The following is a 25,614-nucleotide window of genomic DNA, read 5'->3' as shown; positions in this document are numbered from 1 at the left end:
ACGCCGCCACCGCATGGCCCGCCGATCGCACGGCATTGGGCTCCAGCCGGGGGCGGGCATACCGCAAAGAGCTGTTCCGCAACCAAGCCTAATGCTTACGGTGCATCCGCTGTGTGCCCCGTCACATACGCGGCCATGAGCGGCATTTTTTATGCGGTGAATGGTCTCTTCATGACTCGCCAGGCACCGCCGGAGGCCTGCCCCAGCTAGTGATCGGCCGGGCCGTTGACTAGGCTGAGATGGAATTGTGACTTCACTTCGGACCTCTCCGGCCGGGCGCAAACAGCGCCTTGCCGGGCCCGGACCGCATGTCAAGACGGCACAGTTTTCGGGTCCGGACCGGGCCCGGTGCCGCCACGCTAAGGAGAGCAGAATGAACCAGCAGAGTTACGGCCAGCGAACGGGTCCGGACACCAAGGCAGGGCCAGGAGCCTCCGGGCCTGCCGTGGGAGGATCCGCGCACGCGACACCGGCCGGCAACGCCGCCAAGGGGCAGGCTGCAGGGCAGAAGGCCGGCTCCGGGAAGATCGACCCGAACGCCAACCAGGCGGTCCTCGGTCCGTTCACCGTGCGCGACCTGGCCGTCTTCGCAGGCACCCTGATCCTCTTTGTCGCGTCCCTGCTTCCCCTCTTCGGCGCCCGGTACAACCTGTGGAACCTCAACAACCTGTTCTTCCTGGGACTGGGCATCGTCCTGCCGCTGATCGCCAGCGCATTGTTCGCGGCGCGCCGCCTGGCACCCGCCACAAGGATCCGCGTGGGGTCGCTCTCGATCGACCAGTTCGCCTCCGTTGTGGCCTCCTTCGCCCTGGCCTTCTTCTTCCTGTCCGTTGCAGGCGGCTACGTCACCAGCCTGCTGGTGGGCCTGATCGGCTCGCTCGTCCTCTTCGCCGCCACCGTGCTGGGCCGGTTCCTGCCGTACCTTTCCGGTGACTTCAAGGACCGGCCAGAGACGCCGGCGCACATTGTGGCCCGCGAGGCCGCGGTCCCGCTGCGGAAGCCGCGCACCCCCAAAGCCCCCAAGCCGGAGTCCGGCTCCAACCAGTCAAAGGGCGGCTTCAAAGGTGCCACCCTGTTCGGTGGGGCCGGTGCAGGTTCCTCCGCCGTCGAGCCGGGATCTTCCAGCCCCAACCCTGCGCCGGCGCGTTCCACCCACACGCCCGCCACTGCCGCCGTCCCCGTGGCCAATGCCGGGGCTGCCGTTGCAGGGACCGGCGCTGCAGCTGCCGGCGCTCCAGCTGCGGGCACCGCCGCGGGTCCGGCTGCCTCTACCCCCGCGGCGCCAACCGCCCCTGTATCAACCAGCCCTGTATCATCCACCCCCGAAGCCGCTGACCGGGATGCCGGCACGCCGCATGTGGACGCCGGCCCGCCCACCCAGGCGGCCGACGTCGTCCGTCCTGAATCAACCACGGCCCCGGCAGCCGAGGAGACCCAGCACGGTGCCGTCCCCGCCGCGGGCGCTCCGCAGGCAGCGTGGGAGCCGCCGGCCGCCACCGCTGTCCACCAGCAGGTCCGTTCCGAGCAGCCCATCGGCGCGACAGTGGACCCGTCCACCCGCCATGACGAGACCGACGGGCAGCCCATCCATGAGGCTTTCTGGTTCGCCGTCGCCCAGCACCGCACCGCCTACGACCCCCGCACCGGTGCGCCTGCCTTCGTGATCGAGCCCGGCGGCTGGGTACTGGCGCTTGAGGACCGGGGCCACGAATTCCTGGTCCAGCACACGGACGGACGGCTGGGCGTCCTGCGCGACCTCAGCAACATCGAGCGCGGCTGACGCCGTGGCCGGGCCACGCAGCAAGAACGGGCAGGCCGCGGGGATGCCCGTGGTTTCGTCCGAATCCGTCCTGGCGCTGAAACGGCGGGCACGGCGCATCCACCGGGCCCTGGCCGAAAAATATCCCTACGCCCACGCGGAACTGGACTTCCGCAACCCCTTCGAACTGCTGGTGGCCACCGTGCTGTCCGCCCAGACCACCGACGTCACGGTCAACCAGGTCACCAAAGTGCTGTTCGCACGCTGGCCCAATGCCCGGTCCCTGGCCGAGGCGGACCCCACGGAGCTTGAAACCATCCTCAAGCCCACGGGGTTCTTCCGCGCCAAAGCGAGGAACGTCCTGGCGCTGTGCACCCGCCTGGTGGATGACTTTGACGGCGAGGTCCCGGGGCGGATGGAAGACCTGGTCACCTTGCCCGGGGTGGGCCGCAAAACCGCCAACGTGGTGCTGGCCAACGCCTTCGGCATCCCGGGCATTTCCGTCGATACCCATTTCGCCCGGCTGGCCAAGCGGTTTGGGTGGACCCAGTCCGAGGACCCTGTGCAGATCGAACAGGACGTGGCGGAGTTGTTTGACCGCAGGGACTGGACCATGCTGTCCCACCGTGTGATCTTCCACGGCCGCCGCGTCTGCCACGCCCGGAAGCCCGCCTGTGGTGCCTGTCCCGTGGCTAATTGGTGCCCGAGCTATGGCCTGGGGGAGACCGACCCCGTCAAAGCAGCCAAGCTCCTCAAGTATGAACTTGCGCCCGGCAGCGAGGCGTTGCTGGAGCAGTACCTGTCTGAACAGCAGCGGGCTGCGGAGATCCGGATGGCCTCCCAGGCGAGGGCCACGTGAGCGCAAGGGAAGACCTGGCCGCGCTGGTCCAGCGGGCGGAAGCCGGGACGGCCGGGCCCCCTGATCCACGCTGGGCTGCACTGACAGTAGATGCCTCCCGCGCCCGCAGGGCCGCGGTCCTGATGCTTTTCGGGGTGCTCGACGACGTCCCGGCCGCGTCCGGCAAGCCACTGGCGCCGGCGGATCTGGACGTCCTGCTCCTGGAGCGCGCCCACACCCTGGGTTCCCATCCAGGGCAGGTGGCGTTTCCCGGCGGCAGCATCGACCGGGGCGAAACGCCGGTGGCGGCTGCGCTTCGGGAAGCCGAGGAGGAAACCGGACTGGACACCGGCGGGGTGGAAGTCCTCGGCACGCTCCAGGAACTGGGCCTGGCGCACAGCAACTTCCTGGTGACGCCGGTGCTCGGATGGTGGCACTCGCCGTCGCCGGTCCGGGTGGTGGACTACGCCGAATCTGCCCAGGTATTCCGCGTCCCGGTCAGGGACCTCCTGGACCCGGACAACAGGGTGATGGCCACGGTCCACCGCGCAGGCCGCACGTTCGACAGCCCTGCCTTCACTGTCAACGGCGTGGTGGTGTGGGGCTTCACCGGCATTGTGCTGAGCGGCCTCTTCGACCAGCTCGGCTGGTCCGTTCCATGGGACCGCACCAGGCTGCACCCGATCGGGGTCTAGTTTTCAGGCCTGCTGGTGGCGCAAATCCACCACGATTCCGGTGGCGGCATTCTCGCGCATGGCGTTGATCCCGTCGCGGAGCAAGCTGAGGGACCTGAAGGTTGGTGACACCGCAACGATATTGCCTTCGGCGTCGGTCAGCCGCAGCCGGTACGACTCATCGCCTGCACGGTGAATTTCAAATCTTCCCGCCATGGACGGGGACCTCCCTGGTATGCGTCGTTGCATCAGCGTGTGGACCGGTCTGCATCAGCCCCGCTTCGACTGTAACGTCCGTCACCGGGCGCGCATAGCTACCGCCGGGTAGATTACTTATCGTCTCGACGACAGTAAGAGAGGCAGCACGGGAGGCGCTCCGCCCTATTTGGCGAGGTCGTAGGAGTCCACCACGGCCATGCTGACGGGGAACTCCACCGGGATGGGACCGAACAGCAATTCCTTGGCGGCCTTGGCCGATTCCTCGATTGCCGCGATGCAGGCATCGACGCGGTCCGAGGGCGCGTGCACCATGACTTCGTCATGCAGGAAGAAGGCGAGTTGGGCCCCCACAGGTCCGCCGCTGCCGCCGGTTCCTGCCGGCCGCAAGGCGCGCAGCCGCCGTCGCAATTCTGCCAGCCAGCAGGCCGCCCAGTCCGCTGCCGAGCCCTGGACCACGAAGTTCCGGGTAAAGCGCCCGCGGGACCGCGCGATCGACTCTGCCCTCCGCTGCTCCTCCGCCGTGGCCGAGCGCTGGCTGAGGAACCACTGCCCGGACGGCGGAGGGCTGCTGCGGCCCAGCCTGGTGGTGACCGTCCCGCCCGCTTCGCCCGCCCGCGCCGCCCGCTCCACAAAGTCCACGGCACGCGGGTAGATGCGGGCCAATTGCGGCATGAGGCGGCCGGCCTCGCCGGAGGTGGCGCCGTACATGGCGCCCAGCAGGGCCATCTTCGCCTTGGCCCGGTCGCCGCCAAATCCCTTGGCGGCGATCCCGGCGTACAGGTCCTGGTCCCGCGCCGCCTCAGCCATGGCCGAGTCCTGCGCCAGGGCCGCCAGGACGCGCGGCTCCAGCTGCGAGGCGTCCGCAACGATGAGCTTGTGGCCAGGGTCGGCGTGCACCGCGCCGCGGACCTGGCGCGGAATCTGCAGCGCCCCGCCGCCGCGGGATGCCCAGCGGCCCGACACCACGCCTCCCACCACGTATTCCGGGCGGAACCGGCCGCCGTCCACCCACGCGTCCAACCAGGACCAGCCGTTGGCGGTGTGAAGGCGGGAAAGCCTCTTGTACTCCAGCAACGGCTCGATGGCGGGGTGGCTGGACTCCCTCAGCTCCCACTTGCGGGTGCTTTTGACCTCGATCCCGTTGCGGTGCAGGGCGCGCATCAGGTCCTGCGGGGAGTCCGGGTTGAGCCCGGGTGAGTTGAGCATGACGCGCAGCTCCGCCGCCAGCGCCTCCAGTTTCACGGGACGCTGCCCGGCGGGCGGGCGGGGTCCCAGATGGCCGGCCAGGATCTGTTCGTGCAGGTCTTCCCGCCAGGGGACCCCGGCGTGCTGCATCTCGGCGGCCACAATAGCTGCCGCCGACTCCGCCGCGAGCAGCAGCTGGAGGCGGTTCCGGCGGTTTTCCTCCGTGCCCACGCCTGCCAGCGCACTCTGTTGGGCTGCGTATTCGGAACGGAGTTCCTCGAGCGGCGCCCCCGGCGGCAGCCCGGTTGCGGGATCATCGAACAGCGCGCCCTGGTCTGCAGGGGGACGCGGCGGCTGCAGCGCCTTTGGCGGAAGAGCGGGATCCTCCACCGGTACCCTGTCCGTGTTCCGGGCGTAGTCGGTGTGCGCGCTGAACTGCGAGAAGGCCAGGATGTTGCCGCACAGGGTGAGGTCGTAGCAGCGCTCCACCTCCACCTCGGATGCGAGCAGCGCCGGGTACCAGTCCTGGGTCCGGTGCCATATCCAGCGGGGCGGTTGGCCACCGGGGCGCCGTGCCTCCAGTTCGCGGACGACGGCGGCAAGGTCGGTGAGTGCCACAACGCGGGGTTCGGGATTGGCCGGCTGGGCGAGGCCCGCCTGCGTCAGTTCCTGGAGCGCCGCGCCGCGGGGGTGGGCGGCGAGCAGCAGGTACATGTTCCCATTGTGCCTTGTTGGAGGCTGTGCCTCGTTGAGGTGTCCGCGCTGCAGGTTGTCCACATACGGGACTTGCTCCCTTAACCAGGCCGCACCGCCGCGGCAGAGTGGCTCCATGAGCAGGCACCAGCTGAACGCATCCACATCCGGTCCGGGACAGGCCTCCGGCTCCTCGTGGCGGCCAACGAACACGGCGCCACCATCCCGCGGGGGTCCTGTTGCGGACAGCGGGGAAGCGTCCGAGGCCGCCTGGCTGCCGGAGCATTCAAGGCCTGTCGGTTCAGGGCTCAGGGGTTCAATGCCTGGGGGTTCAATGCCCGCCGGGATTCGGCCGGATGGTGCAGGAGAGGTTCTGCTGGTGACCTCCTCCGGCGTCCTCCGTGCCGAAGTGGAGCGTATTGTGGCAGCCGCCGGCGCGCACCTGCACGTTGTCCCGGACGCAGTGGAGGCAGGCCGCTACTGGGAGGCGGCAGCTGCCGTCCTGGTGGGCAGTGACGTGCGTGAACTGCCGCCCCGGCGCAGCACGCCTGCGGTCATGGTGGGCCTCGACGGCGAGGGCGACAGCCTCTGGCACCTGGCGGCGGCCCTCGGGGCAGAGCGTGTTGCCGTACTGCCGGATGCCGCCGCCTGGCTGGCAGACCATCTGAGCCGGTCGCGGTCGCCGGGCCCGGGCGGAATGGTCCTTGGCATCACGGGGGGTTGCGGCGGTGCAGGAGCCACCACCGCCGCCATCTGGATAGCGCAGGCGGCAGCAGGGCTGGGGGTACGGGTCCTGCTGGTTGACGGCGACCCATGGGGTGGCGGCCTGGAGCTGGCGCTCGCAGCAGAGGAAACCCCCGGGCTCCGATGGCCGGACCTCGCCGAGGCCAGGGGAAGCATCGACCCCCTGCAGCTCTCGGATTCCCTACCCGTTGCGGGAGGCTTTTCCTTCCTGTCCTGGCCTGCCACACGGGAGCAACCCCTTCCCGTCGCCGCCGCAGCCGCAGCAGGTGTGCTTGATGCTGCGCGCCGTGGCTATGAACTGGTCCTGCTCGATGTGGGAAGGGGGGCAGAGCCGCTCCATACGGTGGCCTGGGACTGCGACCGGATCATGATGGTGGTACCCGCACAACTGAAGGCAGCAGTGGCGGCCGTACGCCTGATGCAGGAGCTTCCGCCGGTGGAGGCGGCCCTGCTGGTGCGGGGCCGGCCGGGCTCCGCGCTGGACAGTTCGCTGATCGCTGACGCCGTGGGACTGCCGGTCCAGGGCCGGATACCAGAAGTCCGCGGCGTCGGCGGAGCCATGGAATCCGGCCGGCTGCTGGACCTGGGGAAGCGCCGGAACATCCGGCGCTTCGCTGCATCTGTGCTCGATTGGCTTGGCGATGACCTGCCGGCTGGAGAGTTGGCATGAGCCCGGCGCCGGGTAATCCGTCGGCTCCGGCCGGGAAAGCGGGCAGCGCAGCGGGGGCGGGAGGCCTGGGCTCACGGCGCAGCGTCCGCATCCTGGAAGCAAACCAGGCAGGCCGCCTGACGCGCAGCAGGGGAACCGCCGGCAGCGGCAGGACCATCGATTCAGGGCTGCTGGAATCCGTCCGCGAATCGATGATGGCAGAGGCCGGTGCCGTGACGCCGTCACGGGTTGCCGCGGCAGTCCAGGCCACCGGCAAGCTGTTGGGCACCGCAGGATCCCTTGCCGCCGTAGAGCGGATCAGTGCCGAACTCAACGGGCTGGGGCCGCTGCAGGAGCTCACCCGGGATCCCGCCGTCACCGACATCTTCGTCAACGCTCCCCACTCCGTCTGGGTGGACCGGGGCCGCGGCATCGAGCGGGTCCCCGTCCTGTTCGACGGCGAGGCACAGCTGCGGGCGCTGGCCTGCAGGCTCGTCGCTGCAGGCGGGCGCCGCCTCGATGACGGCTCGCCCTGTGTCGATGTCAGGCTCGCCGGCGGCTACCGTGTCCATGCCGTGTTGCCGCCGGTTTCCACGTCCGGGACGCTGCTGAGCGTCCGGATCCGCAGGGAGAAGGTCTTCAGCATGGAGGAGCTGCGCACCGGGGGCATGTTCGGCCCGGGAGTGCAGGCGGTGCTTGAGAAGGTCGTGGACAGGAGGCTGAGCTTCCTGATCAGCGGTGCCACGGGTTCCGGGAAGACCACGCTGCTGTCTACGCTCCTGGGATTGTGTGCGGCGGAGGAGCGGCTGGTCCTGATCGAGGATGCGTCCGAACTGAATCCTGTCCACCCGCACGTAGTCGCGTTGGAATCACGGCACGGAAACCTCGAAGGCGGCGGGACAGTGGACCTGGGGGAACTCGTCAGGCAGGCACTTCGCATGCGTCCGGACAGGTTGGTGGTGGGCGAGTGCCGGGGCGCGGAAGTCCGCGAGCTCCTTACCGCGATGAACACCGGGCACAGCGGCGGTGGAGGAACCATCCACGCCAACACGGCAGCAGCAGTCCCCGCCAGGCTCAACGCCCTGGGCGCGCTCGCCGGGCTGGGACCCGAGGCTGTTCGGCTCCAGGCTGCCAGCGCCCTTGACGCTGTGATCCACGTGGGCAGGACGTCCCGGGGGAGGGAAGTCCTTTGCATCGGACTTATCGGCGACGGCCCGGAGGGGCTGACGGTGGTGCCGGCGGTTGAAGAATCGGGGGTGGCGGGTCCCGCATGGCCGGCGCTGGCTGCCCGTTTGGGAATGGACTCCGGGGTCACCCTGTGACGATCCTCCTCATCGGAGTTCTGGGCGCCGCTGTGGTGCTGCTCCTGAAGCCGCCCCTGGATGCTGCGTCCAGGTTGCGTGCAGCAGGCGGCAGCAGCCAGAAGGCACCGGGATCCCGGCAGAGCCGGATACTGCGCTGGGGCAGCGCAGGCGGACGGGGCTCGGCGAAAATGCGGGGCCCTGGACTGACCCTGGTGGTGCAGCAGCTGGCGGCGCTGCTCAGGGGCGGCCGGACACCCGGGCGGCTGTGGGACGAGCTGTGGTCCGTGTACGGCACGCCGCAGGACGGGCAATGGCATGACCACGCGGCGCTCCCATCCCCAGCGCTGTCAGAGGGTTCAACTGCCGTCCTGGCTTCCGCACGCGCGGCCGCGGCAACCGGAGCCCCTGTCTCGGAGGCCATCCGGCGTGCGGTTTCCACGGCGTTGCCTCACAGGGACCGGGAGGCCAGGACCTGGTCTGAGCTTGCTGCCTGCTTTGACATAGCCGAAGCCAGTGGATGTCCGCTCGCCGACGTGCTGACCCGGTTCGTGGCCCAGCTGGAAGCGGAGGATGATGCGGATGCAGCCAGGCAGACCGCCCTCGCCGGCCCCAAAGCCACGGTCCGTCTCTTGACCTGGCTTCCATTGATGGGTCTTGGACTGGGTGCTGCCCTGGGCGTGGATCCATTGGCCACCCTGCTGGGAACACCCCTGGGACTGGCCGCATTGTTCAGTGGCGCGGTGCTCACGGCAGCAGGAAGGGCGTGGTCCGCCAGGCTTGTTGCGGCGGCCGCAGGGACAGGAGTGCCATGACCCCGGGTTTGGCTGCAGGCTTTGCACTGTTCCTGCTGCTCGCCGCAAGTGCCTGGCTTGCCTGTTCCGGCTTTAACCGGTCGTGTCACCGGCTCCGCCACCTGTTTCATGCCGTCCCGGGGGCGCAGCAGGTGGCCGAAGCCGAGTGGCCCGCAGGGAGCCGCGGCGAAGGCTTGAAGGACACTGCCATGATGCTCGAACTCGTGGCGGCGATGCTGGATGCCGGAGCCGGCATCGGGCGATCGCTCGAACTGGTGGCTGCCTCGGCCGCGCCGCAGTACAGGGACTCACTGCGGCCGGTGGTCTCGGCGCTGGCCATCGGGGCCGACTGGGAAACAGCGTGGCGCAGCTCCGCCGTCCGGCTCCCCGAAATCCTGGAGCTCCGGGATGCGCTGGGCTTCGCCGCGCTCACGGGGGCGCCATCGTCTGCAATCCTCTACGCCCAGGCAGCAAGGCTTCGCCGGGAACGGTTCCGGGCCGCGGAAAAGCGGGCCGCTTCGCTTGGCGTGAAGCTGGTAGTTCCGCTGGGCCTGTGTTCACTCCCTGCCTTTATCTGCCTTGGCGTCGTCCCCGTGCTGCTTGCCCTGGTTCCCACCGGATAACCTGCCGCTGCCGTGGCCACCGCGAAGGCCGATCCCTTCCTCCACAACACCGGGACGGCCCACCTTTTCCACTTAGCGCATCCCCTCCCTTACCTGCTCCCGCTGGGCGGGGAAGAGTCAAGACAGCCGGGAAACCACCGGAAACCAATGGAAAGGAAAACCACATGTCCATCCACCACCGCCGTCACTACACGGCAGGAACCTCCGCGTTCGCCGCGTCCGGCCAGAAGCCCACGAAAAAGGACGGCGCCCCGCGCAGCACCAGCAGCATCCCATCCGCTTCCGCCCCTGCCTTGGGCCCAAAGACTTCCCTCCCGGAGGCAGGCAGGATCGTCGAACTCCACCCTGGTTCGGGAAGTCTCCGGCCCAAGACATGGCGCCCCACGGGGCTGCTGGGTTCCCAGGCCGGCATGGCCACCGCGGAATATGCCATTGCTACCCTGGCCGCCGTCGGGTTCGCCGGGCTGCTTGTGTTCATCCTCCGCAGCGACGAGGTACGTGGTTTCCTGCTCAACCTCATCCGCACCGCGCTGGCGCTGCCGTGACACCTCTGCCGGCGGGGCTGCGAATTCATGGACCCCTCACGGCCGTCGTCGGCAGCAGCGCCGGCGGCAACGATGACCGGAAGACGGCGGACGCCGGTGCAAACGCCCGCGGCGCGGTTACCGCAGAGTTCGCCGTGGCACTGCCTGCCGTACTGGCATTGCTGGCCATGCTGCTTGCAGCAGCCGCCGCGGGGATGACGCAACTGCGCATCGAGGAGGGAGCCAGGGCCGGTGCCAGGGCGCTGGCCCGGGGCGATGACACCGTGGCAGTGGAACGGACGGTCCGGACGCTCGCCGGCGGTACGGCGGCTGCGTCAGTTGCTGCAGACGGCGAGTGGTTCAACATCACGGTCACGGACCGCGTGCCTGGGCCATTGGGAGCATCCATCCCGTGGACCCTCACCGCGCGTGCGTCAATGCGGAGCGAAACAGCCGGGACGGGAGCCGGCATCGGCGCCGGTGCCCTCAGGGGCTCCACGCATGGCCAGGCCGCCAAATGATGGCCGATGCCGGACGGCCCCACACTGCCGCCGCCAGGCGCCACACCACCAAGGGCAGGCGCGGGGCGGGAAGGCATGACGGCCGCGAACGCGGTTCGGGCACAGTCCTGGCCGCAGGGCTGGCCCTTGTGGTCATGACGGCCATGGCCGTCATGCTGCTGCTGGCCCAGTCCGCCGTGCTGGCCAGCAGGGCGGCAGCGGCTGCGGACCTGGCGGCCCTTGCCGCAGCGGATGCGCTCCGCGGCATCACCACGGGCGAGCCCTGCAGTGTTGCCGCCGAGGTCGCCGCGCGGCACGCCGCCACGGTCCTTAGCTGTACCGAGGGCGCGGGCCAGACCATTGAGGTGCGGACCCGGCTCGGCGAGCGCCCGCTGCTGGGAGCCGCAACCGGACATGCCCGGGCAGGGCCGCCGCCATAGCGATGACGCCGGCATCGGGCGTCAGCTCCTCGCCTCCACATCCACACGGGACGTCTCGGAGGCATCCTTGAGCAGGACATCCAGCAGGGTCACCGCGGCGGCCTTGTCCAGCGGATTGTTCTTGTTGCCGCACTTGGGGGACTGCACGCAGGACGGGCAGCCGGACTCGCACTCGCAGGCCTTGATGGCGTCCCGGGTTGCCGCCAGCCACACCATGGCCTTGTCGAAGCCCCGTTCGGCAAACCCCGCCCCGCCGGGGTGCCCGTCATACACGAAGATGGTGGGCACCCCGGTGTCCGCATGCAGTGCCGTGGAGACCCCGCCGATGTCCCAGCGGTCGCTGGAGGCGACGAGGGGAAGGAGCCCGATCGCGGCGTGCTCGGCGGCGTGGAGGGCACCGGGGAACTGGGCTTCGATGAGGCCGGCCCGCGTCAAGGAACGGTTGTCCACCACGAACCATACGGCCTTGGTGAAGAGCTCCCGGGCACCCAGCTCAAGGGGCTCCTCACCCAGGACTTCGTTGGAAATCAAGGCCTTGCGCTGGAAGGAGACAACCTGCGTGGTGACCTTCACATCGCCGAAGTGGACGGTTACATCGCCCCATTGCATGGTCCGCACCGTGTCCAGGACCTCGATCTGGGTCACGTCCCGTGCTGTGGTGTAGTAGTCGGGGTTTGCCCGGCGAACCATGACAGAGTGGTCGTCTTCGTTCAGGTCCTCCACCACGTAGGTGTCGCCCTGGTGGACGTATACCGCGCCCGTGTGGGCCTGGTAATGGGTCTGGGGCGAGTCCATGGTCCCCAGCAGCGAGCCGGTCTCGGCGTCAACGATGCTGACCGGACCGCCGCCGTCGGCCCGGAGATTGACCATGGCCGCGGCGCTTTGCGAGTGGGTCCAGAACCAGCCGGCGGGACGCCGCCGCAAATATCCCTGCGCCACCAGACGGTCCAGGAGCTTTTCGGCAGTTCCGCCAAAAAGGTCCAGCTCCGCCGGTCCCAGGGGGAGTTCCGCTGCCGCGGCGCAGAGGTGTGGTCCCAGCACATAGGGGTTGGACGGGTCGAAGACCGTGGCCTCCACCGAGACATCGAAAATCGCCTCCGGGTGGTTCACCAGGAAGGTGTCCAGCGGATCATCGCTGGCCACAAATGCGGCGATGGCATCCTGGCCCGCCCTGCCGGCGCGGCCAATCTGCTGGAACAGGGAAGCCCGCGTCCCGGGCCAGCCGGCCACCAAGACCGCATCGAGACCGGAAATGTCGATTCCCAGCTCCAGGGCGGACGTGCTGGAAACGCCCAGCAGCTGGCCCGACCGCAGCGCCTTCTCCACCGCGCGCCGCTCTTCCGGAAGGTATCCGGAGCGGTAGGCGGCCACCCGCTGCGGGAGGCTGGGGTCCACCTCGTCAAGGAGCCGCTTGGTGATGGCGGAGATGGTCTCGGCGCCGCGGCGGGATTTGATGAAGGCAATGGTCCGGATCCGGGCGGACACCAGGTTGGCGAGCAGGTCAGAAGTTTCGGCCACTGCCGTCCGCCGCTCCTTGGCCCCGTTCTCGCCCCGGACCTCGGTCAGCGCCGGTTCCCAGAGCGCCACGGTGGTGGCCCCGTGGGGCGAGCAGTCCTCGGAGACCGCCTTCACGGGGGCGCCGATGAGGCGTGAGAAGGAGACATCAGGCTCGGAGGCGGTGGCGGAAGCCGCGATGAAGACCGGTTCGGGGAACGAGGTGCCCGCGCCATAGTACGCGCAGATCCGGCGGAGCCGGCGCATCAGGTTAGCAACATGCGATCCGAAGACGCCACGGTAGCTGTGTGCCTCGTCCACGATGACGTAGCGCAGCCGGCGGAAGAACCCGGCCCACCAGGCATGGTTGGGAAGGATGCCGAAATGCAGCATGTCCGGGTTGGCCAGGATGAAATTCGCGTGGTCCCGGATCCACCGCCGGGCGGCCGGATCCGTGTCGCCGTCGTACGTTTCCGCCCGTACCGTGGGCAGCCTCAGGGCCCGGATGGCGTTCAGCTGGTCGGCCGCCAGCGCTTTGGTGGGGGAAAGGTAAAGGGTGACGGCACCGTCGTCGTGAATCTTTCCCGGCTCCGCCAGCACGCGCAGCTCGGAACGGTGGATCGCATCCAGCGCCGGCAACTGGTACGCCAGCGACTTCCCGGACGCGGTTCCGGTGGCCACCACAACGTGCTCCCCGGCATATGCTGCATTGGCCGCGTCCACCTGGTGCCGGTACGGCTCGCGGATGCCAAGCGACCCGTACGCCCCGAGAATGTCCGGGTGCACCCAGGCCGGCCACGGCGCGTGGATTGCCTCCCGCGCCGGGATCCTGCGGACATGACGGAGCTGTTCCGGGTCCGGGCCGCGGCCCAGCAGAGGAATCAGGGAGTCATGGGGGTTCACCCCACCATTCTTTCATCCGATGCACCGCGGCAGGTCACGGGTCACCAACGGGAACCCCGCAGCCCGGCTCCGCCGGACGGGCCGGCTCAGCTCAGCGACAGATCCGATCCGTCATGCGATGCCGAAAGCATCAGGACCCGGGCAATGGTGCTCCAGCCGAGGTGCGAATAGAGCTTCTGCCCGTCCACGGACGCCAGCAGGAGGCCGGTCCGGATGCCGCGGCCGGACGCCTGCGCCGCCAGCGCCCGCATGATCAGGCTCCCCAGGCCCCTGCGCTGGAATGCCGGCTGGGTGATGATCTTGTCAAAGACGGCGGTATCACCCACCACGAAGGCCCGGCCGCCCGCCGCGACCGCGTCCCCCGAAAGGACTTCGGCGTAATACACGCCGTCCCTTTCGTACGTGGAAAGTCTCAGGTCGTCATCGGAAAGCCACGGGTCCTCCGCGTCCTGGGTTTCCATGTCAACGATCATCATCGCCTGCGAATCCGAGGTGACATTCAGGCCCTGCCGGCCTGCCATTGCCGCATAGCGGGAGGGGTCATTGGTAAGGATGGTCAGCACCCGCGCGGGGGTTTCTGCGGTTCGGGCGGCCAGCGTGGCGAACTCGTCATCAGTAGGTTCTGAGGCGAAGACTTCCCACTCGCCGCTGGTATCAGCACGGAGTGCTGCCGGGAAGCGGCCCTCCTTGGCGGTCTGGTAACCGCGACACCCGGCCCAGCCCGCAACCCACACCTCAAGCAGGCCAGTGATGTCTTCAACAGCGGTTTCCGGACTCATGGCAAGAAGACTATTCCAGCCCGATCGCCAGCAACAGGGGGTAGGGAATCGCTTATGCAATCGTAATGAGGCCCTCCTCCGGGCGTTGTGAAGCAGGACCAGGCCGCCGCTGCAGCCGGTACCCTTAAATGCGTGGCTTTGAACAAAATTGTGCTTTTCTACGGCTTCACCCCCATCACCGATCCGGACGCCGTCCGGCTCTGGCAGCGCGCCCTCTGCGAGAAGCTGGGCCTTACGGGCCGCATCATCCTCTCCAAGGACGGAATCAACGCCACCGTGGGCGGGGAAATCGGCGCCGTTAAGCAGTACGTCAAGACCACGCGCGAATACGCCGGGTTCCGCGGCATCGACGTCAAATGGTCCGACGGCGGAGCAGAGGACTTCCCCCGGCTCAGCGTCAAGGTGCGGGACGAGATCGTCTCCTTCGGCGCACCCGGAGAACTCAAGGTCGACGCCAACGGCGTGGTGGGCGGCGGGAAGCACCTCAAACCCGAGGAACTCCATGAACTGGTGGATGCCAGGAAGAAGGACGGCGAGGACGTCGTCTTCTTCGACGGCCGCAACGCGTTCGAAGCTGAGATAGGCCGGTTCAAGGACGCTGTAGTCCCGGACGTGGCCACCACCCACGACTTCATCAAGGAACTGGACTCCGGCAAGTACGACTCCCTGAAGGACAAGCCGGTGGTCACCTACTGCACCGGGGGCATCCGCTGCGAGGTGCTCTCCAGCCTGATGGTGAACCGCGGCTTTAAAGAGGTGTACCAGCTGGACGGGGGCATCGTGCGCTACGGCGAAGCCTTCAAGGACCAGGGACTGTGGGAAGGCTCGCTCTACGTCTTTGACAAGCGTATGCACCTGGAGTTCAGCGACGACGCCAAGACCATTGGCCAGTGCGCCCGCTGCTCCGCGCCGACCAGCAAGTTCGAGAACTGTTCCAATCCCACCTGCCGCACGCTGACGCTGTACTGCACGGAGTGTGCCGCCAGTCCCGAGACGTTGCGCTGCCCCCAAGGCTGCACCGCCGCCTGAGGACGGTGCCGCTCCGGACGCAGGTGCCAAGCCAGGGTGAGGCCCCCGCCGGGACGACCCCGGCCGTCAGAGCCGGTACACGCAGAACGCATAGTTGGCCGCGGTCCTGGCCTCCACCCTGACCGTCAGGACGCTGTCCGTGGACAGGTAGATGACGTTTTCGCGGTTGATGCCGCACCGCAGGCCCAGGTCCACCAGCGTGAGGGTCTCAGTGCGCACCGTGAAGGTCACCCGGCGCTGGCTCCTGCAGGCGATGGCCAGGGTGTAGGTTCCGGTCTTCAGGACCGGTGAGGAGATGGTCCGCACTTCCGCGGGGGCCAGGAGCCCGGCATCGGCCTGGACCACCGGACCGGTGCCGTCGGGGAGCGCCCGCGACACCCAATCGCCCAGTTCCGCCTCGCTGACCGGGTCCTGCTGCAACGGGTCACGGGTGAAGGCCGGCGCCGGGGCGGCGCTGGCGGTGCCCTGCACGGTGCCGGTCCGGGCGTCGTCGTACGTATATTCGCAGCCGGCCAGCGCACCTGCCGCAAGCACCAGCCCAAGGGCGACGGCGGCGGCGGGCTTCGGTGCCAGCGGCGCCCGTGCTCTCCCTCGGGGAAGGGGCGCGGAGATTCTCCGCACACTGGGCATAGTCAGACTTTATGCCCGCAGCGGGCGGCGGACCATAGCCCGAGCGGGCGTTATTGGGCCGGTACCAGCTGGTAGGCGTAAAGCAGCGGAGCGTCCACGCTGGAGCTGCTGATTTCTACCCGTCCGGCAGCCGGCAGGCTGATTTTCGTGGTCTCGCGCCGGCCGTTGCAGGCGGCCCCGGCTTCCGCCACGGGCTTGCCGTCCAGCGTCACCGCGAAGAAGGCCTTCCCCGTCCCGTCACAGACTGCCGTCAGCGTGTAGCTTCCGGCAGGCACCCTTGCGGCCGCCTGCACGATCCGGTCGCGGTTAAGGATCTTGCCCGAGTCCTGGAGCACAACGGCCGCTGAGGAGGAGGGCAGGGCCGTGGCCCGCCACTTGGGGACATCCGCATTCTCCACGGAGGTCCCGGGCGAACACCCCGCAACGGCCAGGGCGAGGACCGCGGCAAACAGAGTCCCCGGCAGCGGCCGGCGCACCGCAGCGGCTGCCATGCGGGCGCGCGGAAGGAGGGCAGGACGTGAAGGCATGGCTCCACCGTACCGCGCAGGCAGGCCGGACTAAACTTGAGCGGTGCCTAGATCCCCTCACGAGTTCACCGCCGGCAACACCCCCGACGCTCCCCGCAGCGACCTTCCCGGCCTGCTGGCGGCGCTAGCCGCAGACCTCCGCCGCCTCGATTACACGCTCGACGGCGTCGCCCGGCTGCTTGGCCCCACCGCCTCCGCGGCACTGAACCGGGACCAGATCATCCCCGCGCTGCTCGCTGCCGAGCGGGCAGTGCGGCAGGACAACCAAGCAGCGCCGCTTGCCGCCGTCGTCCGTCTGTGGCTCCTTGCCGAGCCCCAGGAACGGGAAACGCTCGACGCCGCCCTGCCGGGCACAGGCGTGGAAGGCCTCCTCGAGCTTGGGCTGGTACAGCCCGTTCCCGGCTCGGGCCTGCTCACCGCCAAGGCCGACCTGCGGCCGTACGGATGGGACAGGAATGACGACGGCAGCGGCGGCGCCGAGCTGTGGGTGGCCAGCGACCTTGCCGCCCACCAGCAGGCCGGGGTGCTGCGGCACGACCACGTCCTGGGCATCGGGCAGGCCTCCACCACCCTGGTGCAGACCACCATCCGCCGCCACACCGAGCGCGCCCTGGACCTGGGAACCGGCTGCGGCATCCAGGCCTTCCACCTGCTCCACCACTGCCAGCACGTGACCGCCACCGACATCTCCGAGCGAGCCCTGGCCTACGCCCGGTTCAACATCCTGCTCAATGCAGAGGCGCTGTCCGTCGATCCCGACCGGCTTGAGGACCGGGTGAGCCTGCGCCTGGGTTCCCTCCTGGGGCCTGTAACCGGTGAGGAATTCGGCCTGGTGGTCTCCAATCCGCCGTTCGTCATCACCCCGCGCAGTTCCGGCGAGGATGCCGCGGACCAGTTCACCTACCGCGACGGCGGCCTCCCGGGCGATGACATCGTCGCCTCCCTGGTGGCGGACCTGCCCGGGATCCTGGCCCCCGGCGGTTCGGCACAGATGCTGGGCAACTGGGAAGTCCCGGCCGGCTCTGGCTGGGACGAGCGGCCAAAGTCGTGGGTGCGGGCGGGAACTGACGCATGGTTTATCCAGCGCGAGCAGGTCAGCCCGGAACAATATGCCGAAACCTGGCTGCAGGACGCCTCGGAATCCCGGGACCGGCAGCACTACCGGGACGCGTACGCCGCCTACCTTGACGACTTCGCCTCCCGGAACGTGGCAGGGATCGGTTTCGGCATGGTGTGGCTGCGGCGCCCCGCACACGGCGGCCCGGCCGCCATCAGCCGTTTCGAGGAAATCAGCTACCCCATCGAGCAGCCCATCGGACCCCACCTGGGTGCCGCCGTCGAACGCAGCGACTGGCTGGCCGCGCATGATCTTGCCGGCACGCACCTGCTGGTGGCCGACGACGTCACCGAGGAGCGCCACCAGCGCCCCGGCGCCGAACACCCGGGCGTGATCCTGCTCCGGCAGGGTGCCGGGCTTCGGCGCACCAACCTGATGAGCACCGAGCTGGCGGGCTTCGTGTCCGCGTGCGACGGCGACCTCACCGCCGGTCAGATCGCCGGTGCCCTGGAGGCCCTCCTGGGTGGGGCCCTGGACGCCGGCGGGGACGGGGAGCAAGGGTTCGACGCCGGATCCTTCCAGGGTGCGCTGCTCGCCGACGTGGCCAACCTGGTCCGCGACGGCTTCCTCATTCCGGCAGGGAGCCCAGCCTGACGGGAGGCCCCCTAAGACGCTCGCCGGAACCCCGTCTTTTCCACATGAATGCGCACGATTCCCCAAAATATGGTGAACTAGGCGAACATGGGCTCATCTGCCCCAGCAACCTTTTTCTGTAGGAGCACAGTGCCAAGCAAGGCCAAAACCGGCAAGAAACTCGTGATTGTGGAGTCTCCGGCCAAGAGCAAGACCATCGCCAAGTACCTCGGCGAGGGCTTCATCGTTGAGGCCTCCATTGGTCACATCCGCGACCTGCCGCAGCCGTCCGAACTCCCTGCCGAGCTGAAGAAGACATCGGTGGGCAAGTTCGCCGTGGACATTGAGCACGACTTCAAGCCGTACTACGTGGTGTCCCCGGACAAGAAGAAAAAGGTGACCGAGCTCAAGGCTGCGCTCAAGGACGCCGACGAACTCTATCTCGCAACCGATGGGGACCGCGAAGGCGAAGCCATCGCGTGGCACCTGCTGGAAGTGCTGAAGCCCAAGGTCCCGGTGTACCGGATGACGTTCGGCGAAATCACCAAGGAAGCCATCCAGCGCGCCATGGGCAACCTGCGCGACGTGGACCAGGACCTGGTGGATGCCCAGGAAACCCGCCGCGTGCTTGACCGGCTCTACGGCTACGAAATCTCCCCCGTGCTGTGGCGCAAGGTGGCGCGGGGACTGTCCGCCGGGCGCGTGCAGTCCGTGGTCACCCGCATGGTGGTGGACCGTGAACGCGAACGCATGGCCTTCAAGGCAGCCTCCTACTGGGACCTGACCGGCCAGTTCGGTGCCGACTCCGGCTCCTTTAAGGCCAAGCTTGCCGCCGTTGACGGCGCCAAGGTGGCCACGGGCCGCGATTTCAACGACAACGGCGAACTCACTTCCCGGAACGTGGCCCACCTCAACGAGGAACTGGCAACGTCCCTGGCGGCAGGGCTGCAGGATGCGGAGTTCCGGGTCCGCTCCGTTGACACCAAGCCGTACACCCGGCGTCCCGCGGCGCCGTTCACCACCTCCACGCTGCAGCAGGAGGCGGGCCGGAAGCTGCGCTTCTCCTCCAAGAGCACCATGCAGATCGCCCAGCGGCTGTATGAAAACGGCTACATCACCTATATGCGTACGGACTCCTCCGCGCTGAGTGACGAAGCCATCACCGCTGCCCGCCGGCAGGCTTCGGAGCTGTACGGCCCCGAGTACATCCCGCAGTCACCGCGCGTGTACACCGGCAAGGCAGCGAACGCGCAGGAGGCACACGAGGCCATCCGCCCCGCCGGCGACTCGTTCCGCACCCCGGCCCAGGTGGCCAAGCAGCTGTCGGGCGACGAATTCCGTTTGTACGAACTGATCTGGAAGCGCACCGTCGCCTCCCAGATGGGCGACGCCAAGGGTTCGACGGCGACCATCCGCCTGGGTGCCGTGGCCACCGACGGGCGGGACGCGGAATTCTCCGCCTCCGGCACCGTGATTACCTTCCCCGGCTTCCTCGCCGCCTACGAGGAAGGCAAGGACGAGACGCGCGGCGACGACGACTCCGACGAAGCGCGCCGCCTGCCCAACGTGGCCAAGGGCGACTCCCTCACCGCTGCGGACATCCAGGCCGTGGGCCATGAGACCTCCCCGCCTCCGCGCTACACCGAAGCATCCCTGACCGCGGAACTGGAAAAGAAGGGCATCGGCCGCCCGTCCACCTACGCCTCCACCATCTCCACCATCCAGGACCGCGGCTACGTCCGGAAGCAGGGCTCCGCGCTGGTGCCCAGCTGGATCGCCTTCTCGGTCATCCGGCTCCTGGAGCAGCACTTCTCCGACTACGTGGACTACGAGTTCACCGCCGACATGGAAGGCGATTTGGACAAGATCGCCAACGGCCAGGAAGCCGGCGCGTCATGGCTGCGGCACTTCTACTTCGGCGAGGACTCCGACCCCGGCCTGCTGAGCATCGTGAACAACCTGGGCGAGATCGATGCCCGGGAAATCAACTCGATCCCCATCACCGACGACATCACCCTCCGGGTGGGCAAGTTTGGCCCCTACCTGGAAAGCTCGGCGGCAGTGGTGGACCCGAAGACCGGCGAAATCGTCGAATCGGCGCGCGCCAATGTGCCCGAGGACCTGGCCCCCGACGAGCTCACCGCCGCCAAGGCCATCGAACTGATGGAGACGGCGGCGCCGGAGGAACGCGTGCTGGGCACCGACCCGCACACGGGCCACACCGTTGTTGCCAAGAACGGCCGCTACGGCGCCTACGTCACCGAGATCATCCCGGAGATGACCGAGGAACAAATTGCGGCGCAGCCGGTGGAGTACTACAAGAACGGCAAGCCCAAGCCGCCCAAGAAGCCGGTCAAGGCCAAGCCGCGCACCGGTTCGCTGTTCAAATCCATGACCGTCGAATCGGTCACGCTGGACGAGGCGCTGCAGCTCATGAGCCTGCCCCGCGTCCTGGGCGAGGACGCCGAGGGCAACCTCATCACGGTGCAGAACGGCCGGTTCGGCCCGTACCTGAAGAAGGGAACCGACTCCCGGTCCATCGGCTCGGAAGAGGAAATCTTCACCATCACGCTGGAGCAGGCGCTGGAGATCTACTCCCAGCCCAAGCAGCGGGGCGCCCGCGCCGCGGTTCCGCCGCTGGCAGAGTTCGGCCCGGACCCGGTGTCCGAGAAGAACATCGTGGTGAAGGAAGGCCGGTTCGGCCCCTACATCACCGACGGGATCACCAACATCACGGTTCCGCGGGCCACGCCCCTCGAGGAACTGACGCGCGAACAGGCCGTGGAACTCCTGGCCGAGAAACGCGCCAAGGGTCCGGTCAAGCGGACCGCCACCCGCAAGGCTCCGGCCAAGAAGAAGGCAACGGCGAAGAAGTAGCCCGTGGCCGGCGCGTTTGCGCCGGCCACCGGATCGTGATCGGCTAGTCGTATGACTGAACAGCCAGCGCACACGGACCTCCAGCCGCTCAACGACCTCGAAGAGAAGCTCGCCACCGGCGGACAACCCGACGCGAACCCCGTGGACGTCATCCTGTCGTTCCTGAACAGCGAGGTCTACATCATCAGCTCGGACACGGTTGAGGGCATCGACTCCCAGGTGGAGCCCCTGGTCCTTGCCAACGCCGACGGCGACCCCGTCCTTGCCGTGTTCTCGCACCCGAGCCGGGTGGACCAGCAGTACCTTGAAGCTGCACCCAACGTGCTGGGCACCCAGGGCGCCGCCATCATCGCCAACCTTGGCGATGAACTCGGCATGGTGATCAACCCCGGTGCTGCCTATGGTTTCGAGATCAACCCCGAAGGCGTGGCCAACATCAGGCGCGACTTCAAGCGCGCTGACGAGCAATAATGTCCCCATGCGTCTAGGCGTCCTCGATATCGGTTCCAATACTGTCCATCTGCTCCTGGTGGATGCCCACCCCGGCGCGCAGCCGGTCCCGTTCGCGTCCCACAAGCGGCCGCTGTCCCTGGTCCAGTACCTGGAGCCGGACGGCAGCATCAGCGACGAGGGCCAGCACGAGCTGACCGAGTTCGTGCTGGAAGCGTGGGAATTTGCTGCCCGGCACAAGGCCGAGGACCTGCTGGCCTTCTGTACGTCAGCCATCCGCGAGGCCACCAACGGCCCGGCAGTGCTGGCCCGGGTCAAGCACGAAACCACGGTGACCCTCCAGGAACTCACCGGAAGCGAGGAAGCGTCCATGACGTTCTTCGCGGTGCGGCGCTGGCACGGGTGGGGCGCCGGACCCATCCTGAACCTGGACATCGGCGGCGGTTCCTTTGAAATGGCTTTCGGCCAGGACGAGCTCCCCGAAGTGGCCACGTCCGTGCCGCTCGGCGCAAGCCGCCTCACCCGGGACTGGCTCGCCGAGGATCCGCCGTCGGCCAAAAGCGTCAAGGAACTCCGGCGCTATATCAGGGCGACGCTCAAGCCCGCCGTCCGCGGGTTCGACGGCCTGGGCCGGGCCAATGTGGTGGCCGGCACCTCCAAGACCTTCCGCTCCCTGGCCCGGATCGCCGGGGCTGCCCCCAGCGCTGAGGGCCCGTACGTCAAACGGGAACTGCACGCCTCGGACCTGGGGATCTGGACCCAGCGGATCTCGGCCATGAGCTCGGAGGACAGGCTGCACCTTCCCGGCGTCTCCGAGGCGCGGGCCCATCAGCTCCTGGCCGGCGCGCTGGTGGCCGAAGCCGCGCTTGAGATGTTCAAGTTCAAGAAGCTCCGCATCTGCCCCTGGGCACTGCGTGAAGGCCTCATCCTCCGGCGCCTGGACCAGCTGGTATTTTCCGGTCCGCTGGAGCCGGCACCGCATGTGGCCGCTTCCCGGCCGGTGGAAGCACCGGTCTAGGGGCCCGACGCCCCCGCTGCCGCGGCCGTTAAAAGCGGAAGCACCGGGGCGGGCAACAGGAAAATGGGGGAAAACCTGTCGCCGCGCCGCCGGTGCCCTGGCAGGCATCCCCATGCCTGCCGCATCACTCGCACCCTCAATGAGGTAATAACTACGTTAGGACCGCAAGTTGTGTGCTGCCTGCGGTGAAGATGGGAGTTGCCTGTGAATGCCTGCCTCCTGCAATGATGGAGGCATGAGCAACCGAATCGCATTCCTTGGCTGTGGATCCATGAACGAGGCCATTCTTGGCGGCCTGCTGGAGGCAGGGACGGATCCCGGGGATGTGGTGGCCACGGTCCGCCGCGCGGAGCGTGCATCCGAGCTGGCCGAGCGCTACCCGGGGATCACTGCCATTGCCGGCGAGGAGGAACCTGACAACAACAGGCAAGCCACCAAGGGGTCCGCCGTCGTCATCCTTGGCGTCAAGCCGGTGGGCATCGCGGACCTTGCCCGGGAGATCAGCCCGGCACTTTCGCCGGACACCGTGGTGGTCAGCGTCGCCGCCGCGGTCTCGATCGCCCAACTCGAGGCAGCCCTCCCGGAAGGGCAGCCGGTCATCCGGACCATGCCCAACACGCCGGCAAAACTGGGGCGCGGCGTCGTGTCCGTCTCGCCAGGAACCCACTGCAGCCCTGGGCAGCTCCAGAAGGTCAAGGACATCCTCCAGGGCGCAGGCACCGTGGTGGAGGTCCCGGAGGAGCAGGTGGACGCGCTCTCCGCCATCAGCGGGTCCGGCCCGGCCTACGCTTTCTACCTCGCCGAGGCCATGGCGTCCGCCGGGGAGGAACTGGGCCTGGACCGGGAGTTGTCCCTGTTGCTGGCGCGCGAAACGGTTGCCGGTGCGGGCCTCATGCTCGCCCAGCCCGGAGCGGACCCGGCAGCGCTGCGCAAAGCCGTGACCAGCCCCAACGGCACCACCGAACGCGCCATTGCCACCTTCGACGAACAGGGCATCCCGGCCATCATTGCGGCCGGTGCCCGCGCGGCAGCCGACCGGGCAGCGGAGATTACCAGGCAGCTCGGCTAGGGCCGCGCGGCGAACCGTTCGAGCAGGTCCACGTGGCCGGAGACGATGAGCATGTCGCGGGAGGACACCTTGGTCTCGGGCCGGGCATAGGTGAAGTCCTCGCCGGGGGACTTCACGCCCACAATGGTCACGCCGTACTTGGAACGGACCTTTGACTCGTCCAGGGTGAAACCCACGGTTTCGCGCGGCGGGTACATTTTCACGATGGCAAAGTCGTCGTCGAACTCGATGAAGTCCAGCATGCGCCCGGAGACCAGGTGCGCGGCGCGGACACCGGCGTCGGCTTCCGGGTAGATCACGTGGTTGGCGCCGATGCGGGTCAGGATCTTGCCGTGGGAGGGCGTAATGGCCTTCACCCACAGGTGCTCGATGCCGAGGTCCACCAGGTTGACGGTAATCAGCACGGAGGATTCGATGGAGGTGCCCACACCCACGACGGCGGAGCTGAACTCCTGGGCGCCGAGCTGGCGGAGCGCATCGATGTTGGTGGCGTCCGCCTCCACCACGTGGGTCAGGAGGGGCGCCCATTTCTGCACCAGGTTCCGGTCCCGTTCGATCGCGAGGACTTCCCGGCCCTGCTTCACCAGCTGTTCAGCCGTGGATGATCCGAAGCGGCCCAGCCCGATCACCAGTACAGGGGCATTGTGGGCGGGGCGCCGGGGGGCGTCTGTGGAACTAGCCAATGATCGGCCTCTCTTCGGGATAGTGGTACAACTGGCTGCGCTGGCGCAGGGCCAGGGCAGCGGCGAGGGTAACGGTACCCACGCGGCCCGCGAACATCAGCGCCGTGAGGACGTAGACGCCGGCGGGCGGCACCTCCGCGCTGAGGTTGGTGCTGAGTCCCACCGTGGCGAACGCGGAGATGGTTTCGAACAACACACGGTCAAGTGACTGGCCGCTGATGTGCAGCAGCAGGAAAGCCGACACGGAAACCAGGGTGGCGCCGGCGACGATCACAGAGATGGCCACCCGCATGCTGCCCTGCGGGATGGTCCGGCCGTAGACCTTGACGTCGGCGTCGCCACGGGCCTCGGCGACGATGGCCAGGAACATGACGGCGATGGTGGTCACCTTGATGCCGCCGGCCGTGGAGGCGGAGCCGCCGCCGGCAAACATCAGGGCATCGGTCAGCAGCATGGTGGTGGAGTCCATTTGGTTCTGGTCCACCAGGTTGAATCCGCCCGAACGCGTCATCACGGACGCGAAGAGCGCGTGGGTGATCTTGTCGCCCACGCTCATGGTGCCGATGGTCCGGGCGTTGTCCCACTCCATCAGCGCCCACAGGAACGCCCCTGCCGCCAGGAGGATCAGGGAAACCTGGATGGTGAGCTTGGTGTGGAGATTCCACTTCTTCCAGTTCAGGCCGTTCTGCTGCAGGACCATCACCACGGGGAATCCCAGGCTGCCCATGAAGACCCCCACCATGAGGGGGATCAGGATCCAGAGGTCCGTCTCGTAGGGCACGATCCCGTCCGAGTGCGGCGTGAAGCCGGCGTTGTTGAACGACGAGATGGCATAGAAAATACCGTGCCACACCGACTGCCAGAAGGGCTCACCCAGGGTGAGGAACCGGGGGACCAGCGCGAGCGCCAGGACACCCTCGATGACCACGGACGTGGTGATGACGATCCGCAGCAGGGTGCCCACCTCGCCCAGGCGCCCGGCGTTGTTCATGGACTCCGCCGCGATGATCTTGCCCCGGACACCCAGCCGCTTGCTCACCATCAGTGCCAGCAACGACGCCAGCGTCAAGGTGCCCAAGCCGCCGATGAAGATGCCCACCAGGATCACCAGCTGGCCGAAGAAGGACCAGTGGACCGCCGTCGACACCACCGTGAGCCCCGTGACGCACACCGCAGAGACCGCGGTGAACAGCGCCTGGTGGATAGGCGTGGGGGTTCCGTCAGCTGAGGAGACCGGCAGGGACAGCAGGAACGTGAACACCGTGCAGACGGCGGCGAACGCCGTCAGCGCCAGCCGTGCGGGTGTGGTGTTGGCAATGTCGTCAATGAAGTCGCGCAGCCGCGTGAGGACCCGGAGGCCCTCCCGCTCCTGCGCCGGGGGGTGCCAGGTGGCCGGCGTCCGGGGCCTCGACTGGCTCTGGGTCATGTGTGGCTTTTCCTCGGTTGTAACGGCTTCCCCCAGTAGTAAACCACTAAAGCCCGCGTCATGGCCGGGTGGGCGGCCGTGCGGGCTCGGGTAGCC

Annotated in this window: 24 protein-coding genes; 16 read left to right on the top strand and 8 right to left on the bottom strand. The window is 68.1% G+C overall.

The genetic code is table 11. From position 1 onward, the window contains the following. Positions 1 to 373: 373 nt before the first annotated feature. Genes LDO14_RS16935 through LDO14_RS16925 form a run of 3 tightly spaced genes read left to right on the top strand, consistent with a single transcriptional unit; the run spans position 374 to position 3,292 of the window. Positions 374 to 1,780: a hypothetical protein gene (locus tag LDO14_RS16935; protein WP_223992636.1), complete on the top strand. Its 1,407-nt coding sequence runs from the start codon at positions 374 to 376 to the stop codon at positions 1,778 to 1,780. Between the two features lie 43 nt (positions 1,781 to 1,823). Beyond that, positions 1,824 to 2,618: an endonuclease III gene (gene nth, locus LDO14_RS16930; RefSeq protein WP_018768965.1), complete on the top strand. Its 795-nt coding sequence runs from the start codon at positions 1,824 to 1,826 to the stop codon at positions 2,616 to 2,618. Beyond that, entirely contained in the window at positions 2,615 to 3,292 is a 678-nt protein-coding gene (locus LDO14_RS16925) for a CoA pyrophosphatase (protein WP_056392582.1), read from the top strand. The genes nth and LDO14_RS16925 overlap by 4 nt, the downstream gene beginning before the upstream one ends. A gap of 3 nt (positions 3,293 to 3,295) precedes the next feature. On the opposite strand, the gene LDO14_RS16920 is transcribed toward LDO14_RS16925, so the two are convergent. Together LDO14_RS16920 and LDO14_RS16915 are read right to left on the bottom strand one after the other, a co-directional pair. Then, positions 3,296 to 3,487 (bottom strand): DUF1508 domain-containing protein, encoded by a 192-nt coding sequence (locus tag LDO14_RS16920; protein ID WP_018768963.1) that lies wholly within the window; start codon positions 3,485 to 3,487, stop codon positions 3,296 to 3,298. Between the two features lie 165 nt (positions 3,488 to 3,652). Next, positions 3,653 to 5,389, bottom strand: a complete 1,737-nt coding sequence (locus LDO14_RS16915) for a bifunctional 3'-5' exonuclease/DNA polymerase (RefSeq protein ID WP_026265717.1) — start codon at positions 5,387 to 5,389, stop codon at positions 3,653 to 3,655. Positions 5,390 to 5,747: 358 nt separating this feature from the next. On the opposite strand from LDO14_RS16915, the gene ssd reads away from it, so the two are divergent. The 7 genes from ssd to LDO14_RS16880 all read left to right on the top strand — a co-directional run bounded on the left by ssd (position 5,748) and on the right by LDO14_RS16880 (position 10,943). Then, positions 5,748 to 6,782 carry a septum site-determining protein Ssd gene (gene ssd / locus LDO14_RS16910; RefSeq protein WP_018768961.1) on the top strand — a complete coding sequence of 345 codons (1,035 nt, stop codon included), beginning with the start codon at positions 5,748 to 5,750 and terminating at the stop codon, positions 6,780 to 6,782. Then, on the top strand, positions 6,779 to 8,083 hold the full coding sequence (locus LDO14_RS16905) for a TadA family conjugal transfer-associated ATPase (protein ID WP_018768960.1): 1,305 nt from the start codon (positions 6,779 to 6,781) through the stop codon (positions 8,081 to 8,083). The genes ssd and LDO14_RS16905 overlap by 4 nt, the downstream gene beginning before the upstream one ends. Further along, positions 8,080 to 8,877: a hypothetical protein gene (locus tag LDO14_RS16900; protein ID WP_018768959.1), complete on the top strand. Its 798-nt coding sequence runs from the start codon at positions 8,080 to 8,082 to the stop codon at positions 8,875 to 8,877. The genes LDO14_RS16905 and LDO14_RS16900 overlap by 4 nt, the downstream gene beginning before the upstream one ends. Further along, positions 8,874 to 9,479 (top strand): type II secretion system F family protein, encoded by a 606-nt coding sequence (locus tag LDO14_RS16895; RefSeq protein WP_018768958.1) that lies wholly within the window; start codon positions 8,874 to 8,876, stop codon positions 9,477 to 9,479. The genes LDO14_RS16900 and LDO14_RS16895 overlap by 4 nt, the downstream gene beginning before the upstream one ends. Positions 9,480 to 9,643: 164 nt before the next feature. Continuing rightward, positions 9,644 to 10,024, top strand: a complete 381-nt coding sequence (locus tag LDO14_RS16890) for a DUF4244 domain-containing protein (protein ID WP_018768957.1) — start codon at positions 9,644 to 9,646, stop codon at positions 10,022 to 10,024. Then, positions 10,021 to 10,524, top strand: coding sequence for a TadE family type IV pilus minor pilin (locus LDO14_RS16885; protein ID WP_018768956.1), 504 nt, complete (start codon positions 10,021 to 10,023; stop codon positions 10,522 to 10,524). Before LDO14_RS16890 ends, LDO14_RS16885 begins: the two co-directional genes overlap by 4 nt. Beyond that, on the top strand, positions 10,521 to 10,943 hold the full coding sequence (locus LDO14_RS16880) for an Rv3654c family TadE-like protein (RefSeq protein WP_018768955.1): 423 nt from the start codon (positions 10,521 to 10,523) through the stop codon (positions 10,941 to 10,943). Before LDO14_RS16885 ends, LDO14_RS16880 begins: the two co-directional genes overlap by 4 nt. A 21-nt stretch (positions 10,944 to 10,964) precedes the next feature. Here the strand turns inward: LDO14_RS16880 and LDO14_RS16875 are convergent, their stop codons facing one another. Continuing rightward, the gene (locus LDO14_RS16875; RefSeq protein ID WP_018768954.1) at positions 10,965 to 13,340 is read right to left on the bottom strand and encodes a DEAD/DEAH box helicase; all 2,376 of its coding nucleotides are present in this window, start codon (positions 13,338 to 13,340) and stop codon (positions 10,965 to 10,967) included. Between the two features lie 86 nt (positions 13,341 to 13,426). Beyond that, positions 13,427 to 14,119, bottom strand: coding sequence for a GNAT family N-acetyltransferase (locus tag LDO14_RS16870; RefSeq protein ID WP_018768953.1), 693 nt, complete (start codon positions 14,117 to 14,119; stop codon positions 13,427 to 13,429). 132 nt (positions 14,120 to 14,251) lie between these two features. Between LDO14_RS16870 and LDO14_RS16865 the strand changes: the two genes are divergently transcribed. Beyond that, the gene (locus LDO14_RS16865) at positions 14,252 to 15,148 is read left to right on the top strand and encodes a rhodanese-related sulfurtransferase (protein ID WP_026265715.1); all 897 of its coding nucleotides are present in this window, start codon (positions 14,252 to 14,254) and stop codon (positions 15,146 to 15,148) included. Positions 15,149 to 15,214: 66 nt separating this feature from the next. On the opposite strand, the gene LDO14_RS16860 is transcribed toward LDO14_RS16865, so the two are convergent. Next, positions 15,215 to 15,778, bottom strand: a complete 564-nt coding sequence (locus LDO14_RS16860; RefSeq protein WP_026265714.1) for a hypothetical protein — start codon at positions 15,776 to 15,778, stop codon at positions 15,215 to 15,217. Positions 15,779 to 15,828: 50 nt separating this feature from the next. Beyond that, positions 15,829 to 16,305: a hypothetical protein gene (locus tag LDO14_RS16855; protein ID WP_018768950.1), complete on the bottom strand. Its 477-nt coding sequence runs from the start codon at positions 16,303 to 16,305 to the stop codon at positions 15,829 to 15,831. Between the two features lie 43 nt (positions 16,306 to 16,348). Here LDO14_RS16855 and LDO14_RS16850 point away from each other — a divergent pair, with 43 nt between their 5' ends. The 5 genes from LDO14_RS16850 to proC all read left to right on the top strand — a co-directional run bounded on the left by LDO14_RS16850 (position 16,349) and on the right by proC (position 23,409). Continuing rightward, a complete protein-coding gene (locus LDO14_RS16850; RefSeq protein ID WP_018768949.1) occupies positions 16,349 to 18,016 on the top strand; it encodes a methyltransferase in 1,668 nt (555 codons plus the stop codon). Positions 18,017 to 18,145: 129 nt separating this feature from the next. Continuing rightward, a complete protein-coding gene (topA, locus tag LDO14_RS16845; protein WP_018768948.1) occupies positions 18,146 to 20,872 on the top strand; it encodes a type I DNA topoisomerase in 2,727 nt (908 codons plus the stop codon). Positions 20,873 to 20,923: 51 nt separating this feature from the next. After that, entirely contained in the window at positions 20,924 to 21,343 is a 420-nt protein-coding gene (locus LDO14_RS16840; protein ID WP_018768947.1) for an SseB family protein, read from the top strand. 7 nt (positions 21,344 to 21,350) lie between these two features. Continuing rightward, on the top strand, positions 21,351 to 22,340 hold the full coding sequence (locus tag LDO14_RS16835; RefSeq protein ID WP_018768946.1) for a Ppx/GppA phosphatase family protein: 990 nt from the start codon (positions 21,351 to 21,353) through the stop codon (positions 22,338 to 22,340). A gap of 235 nt (positions 22,341 to 22,575) precedes the next feature. Then, entirely contained in the window at positions 22,576 to 23,409 is an 834-nt protein-coding gene (proC, locus tag LDO14_RS16830) for a pyrroline-5-carboxylate reductase (RefSeq protein WP_018768945.1), read from the top strand. Here the strand turns inward: proC and LDO14_RS16825 are convergent. Further along, on the bottom strand, positions 23,406 to 24,092 hold the full coding sequence (locus tag LDO14_RS16825; RefSeq protein ID WP_026265713.1) for a TrkA family potassium uptake protein: 687 nt from the start codon (positions 24,090 to 24,092) through the stop codon (positions 23,406 to 23,408). The genes proC and LDO14_RS16825 overlap by 4 nt on opposite strands. Then, a complete protein-coding gene (locus tag LDO14_RS16820; protein WP_018768943.1) occupies positions 24,085 to 25,518 on the bottom strand; it encodes a potassium transporter TrkG in 1,434 nt (477 codons plus the stop codon). Before LDO14_RS16820 ends, LDO14_RS16825 begins: the two co-directional genes overlap by 8 nt. Positions 25,519 to 25,614: the final 96 nt, after the last annotated feature.

This window comes from Arthrobacter sp. NicSoilB11 (assembly GCF_019977375.1).
Taxonomy (GTDB): domain Bacteria; phylum Actinomycetota; class Actinomycetes; order Actinomycetales; family Micrococcaceae; genus Arthrobacter.
The sequence above is the reverse complement of the archived record's forward strand: the minus strand, read 5'-3'. Positions and strand labels throughout refer to the sequence as shown.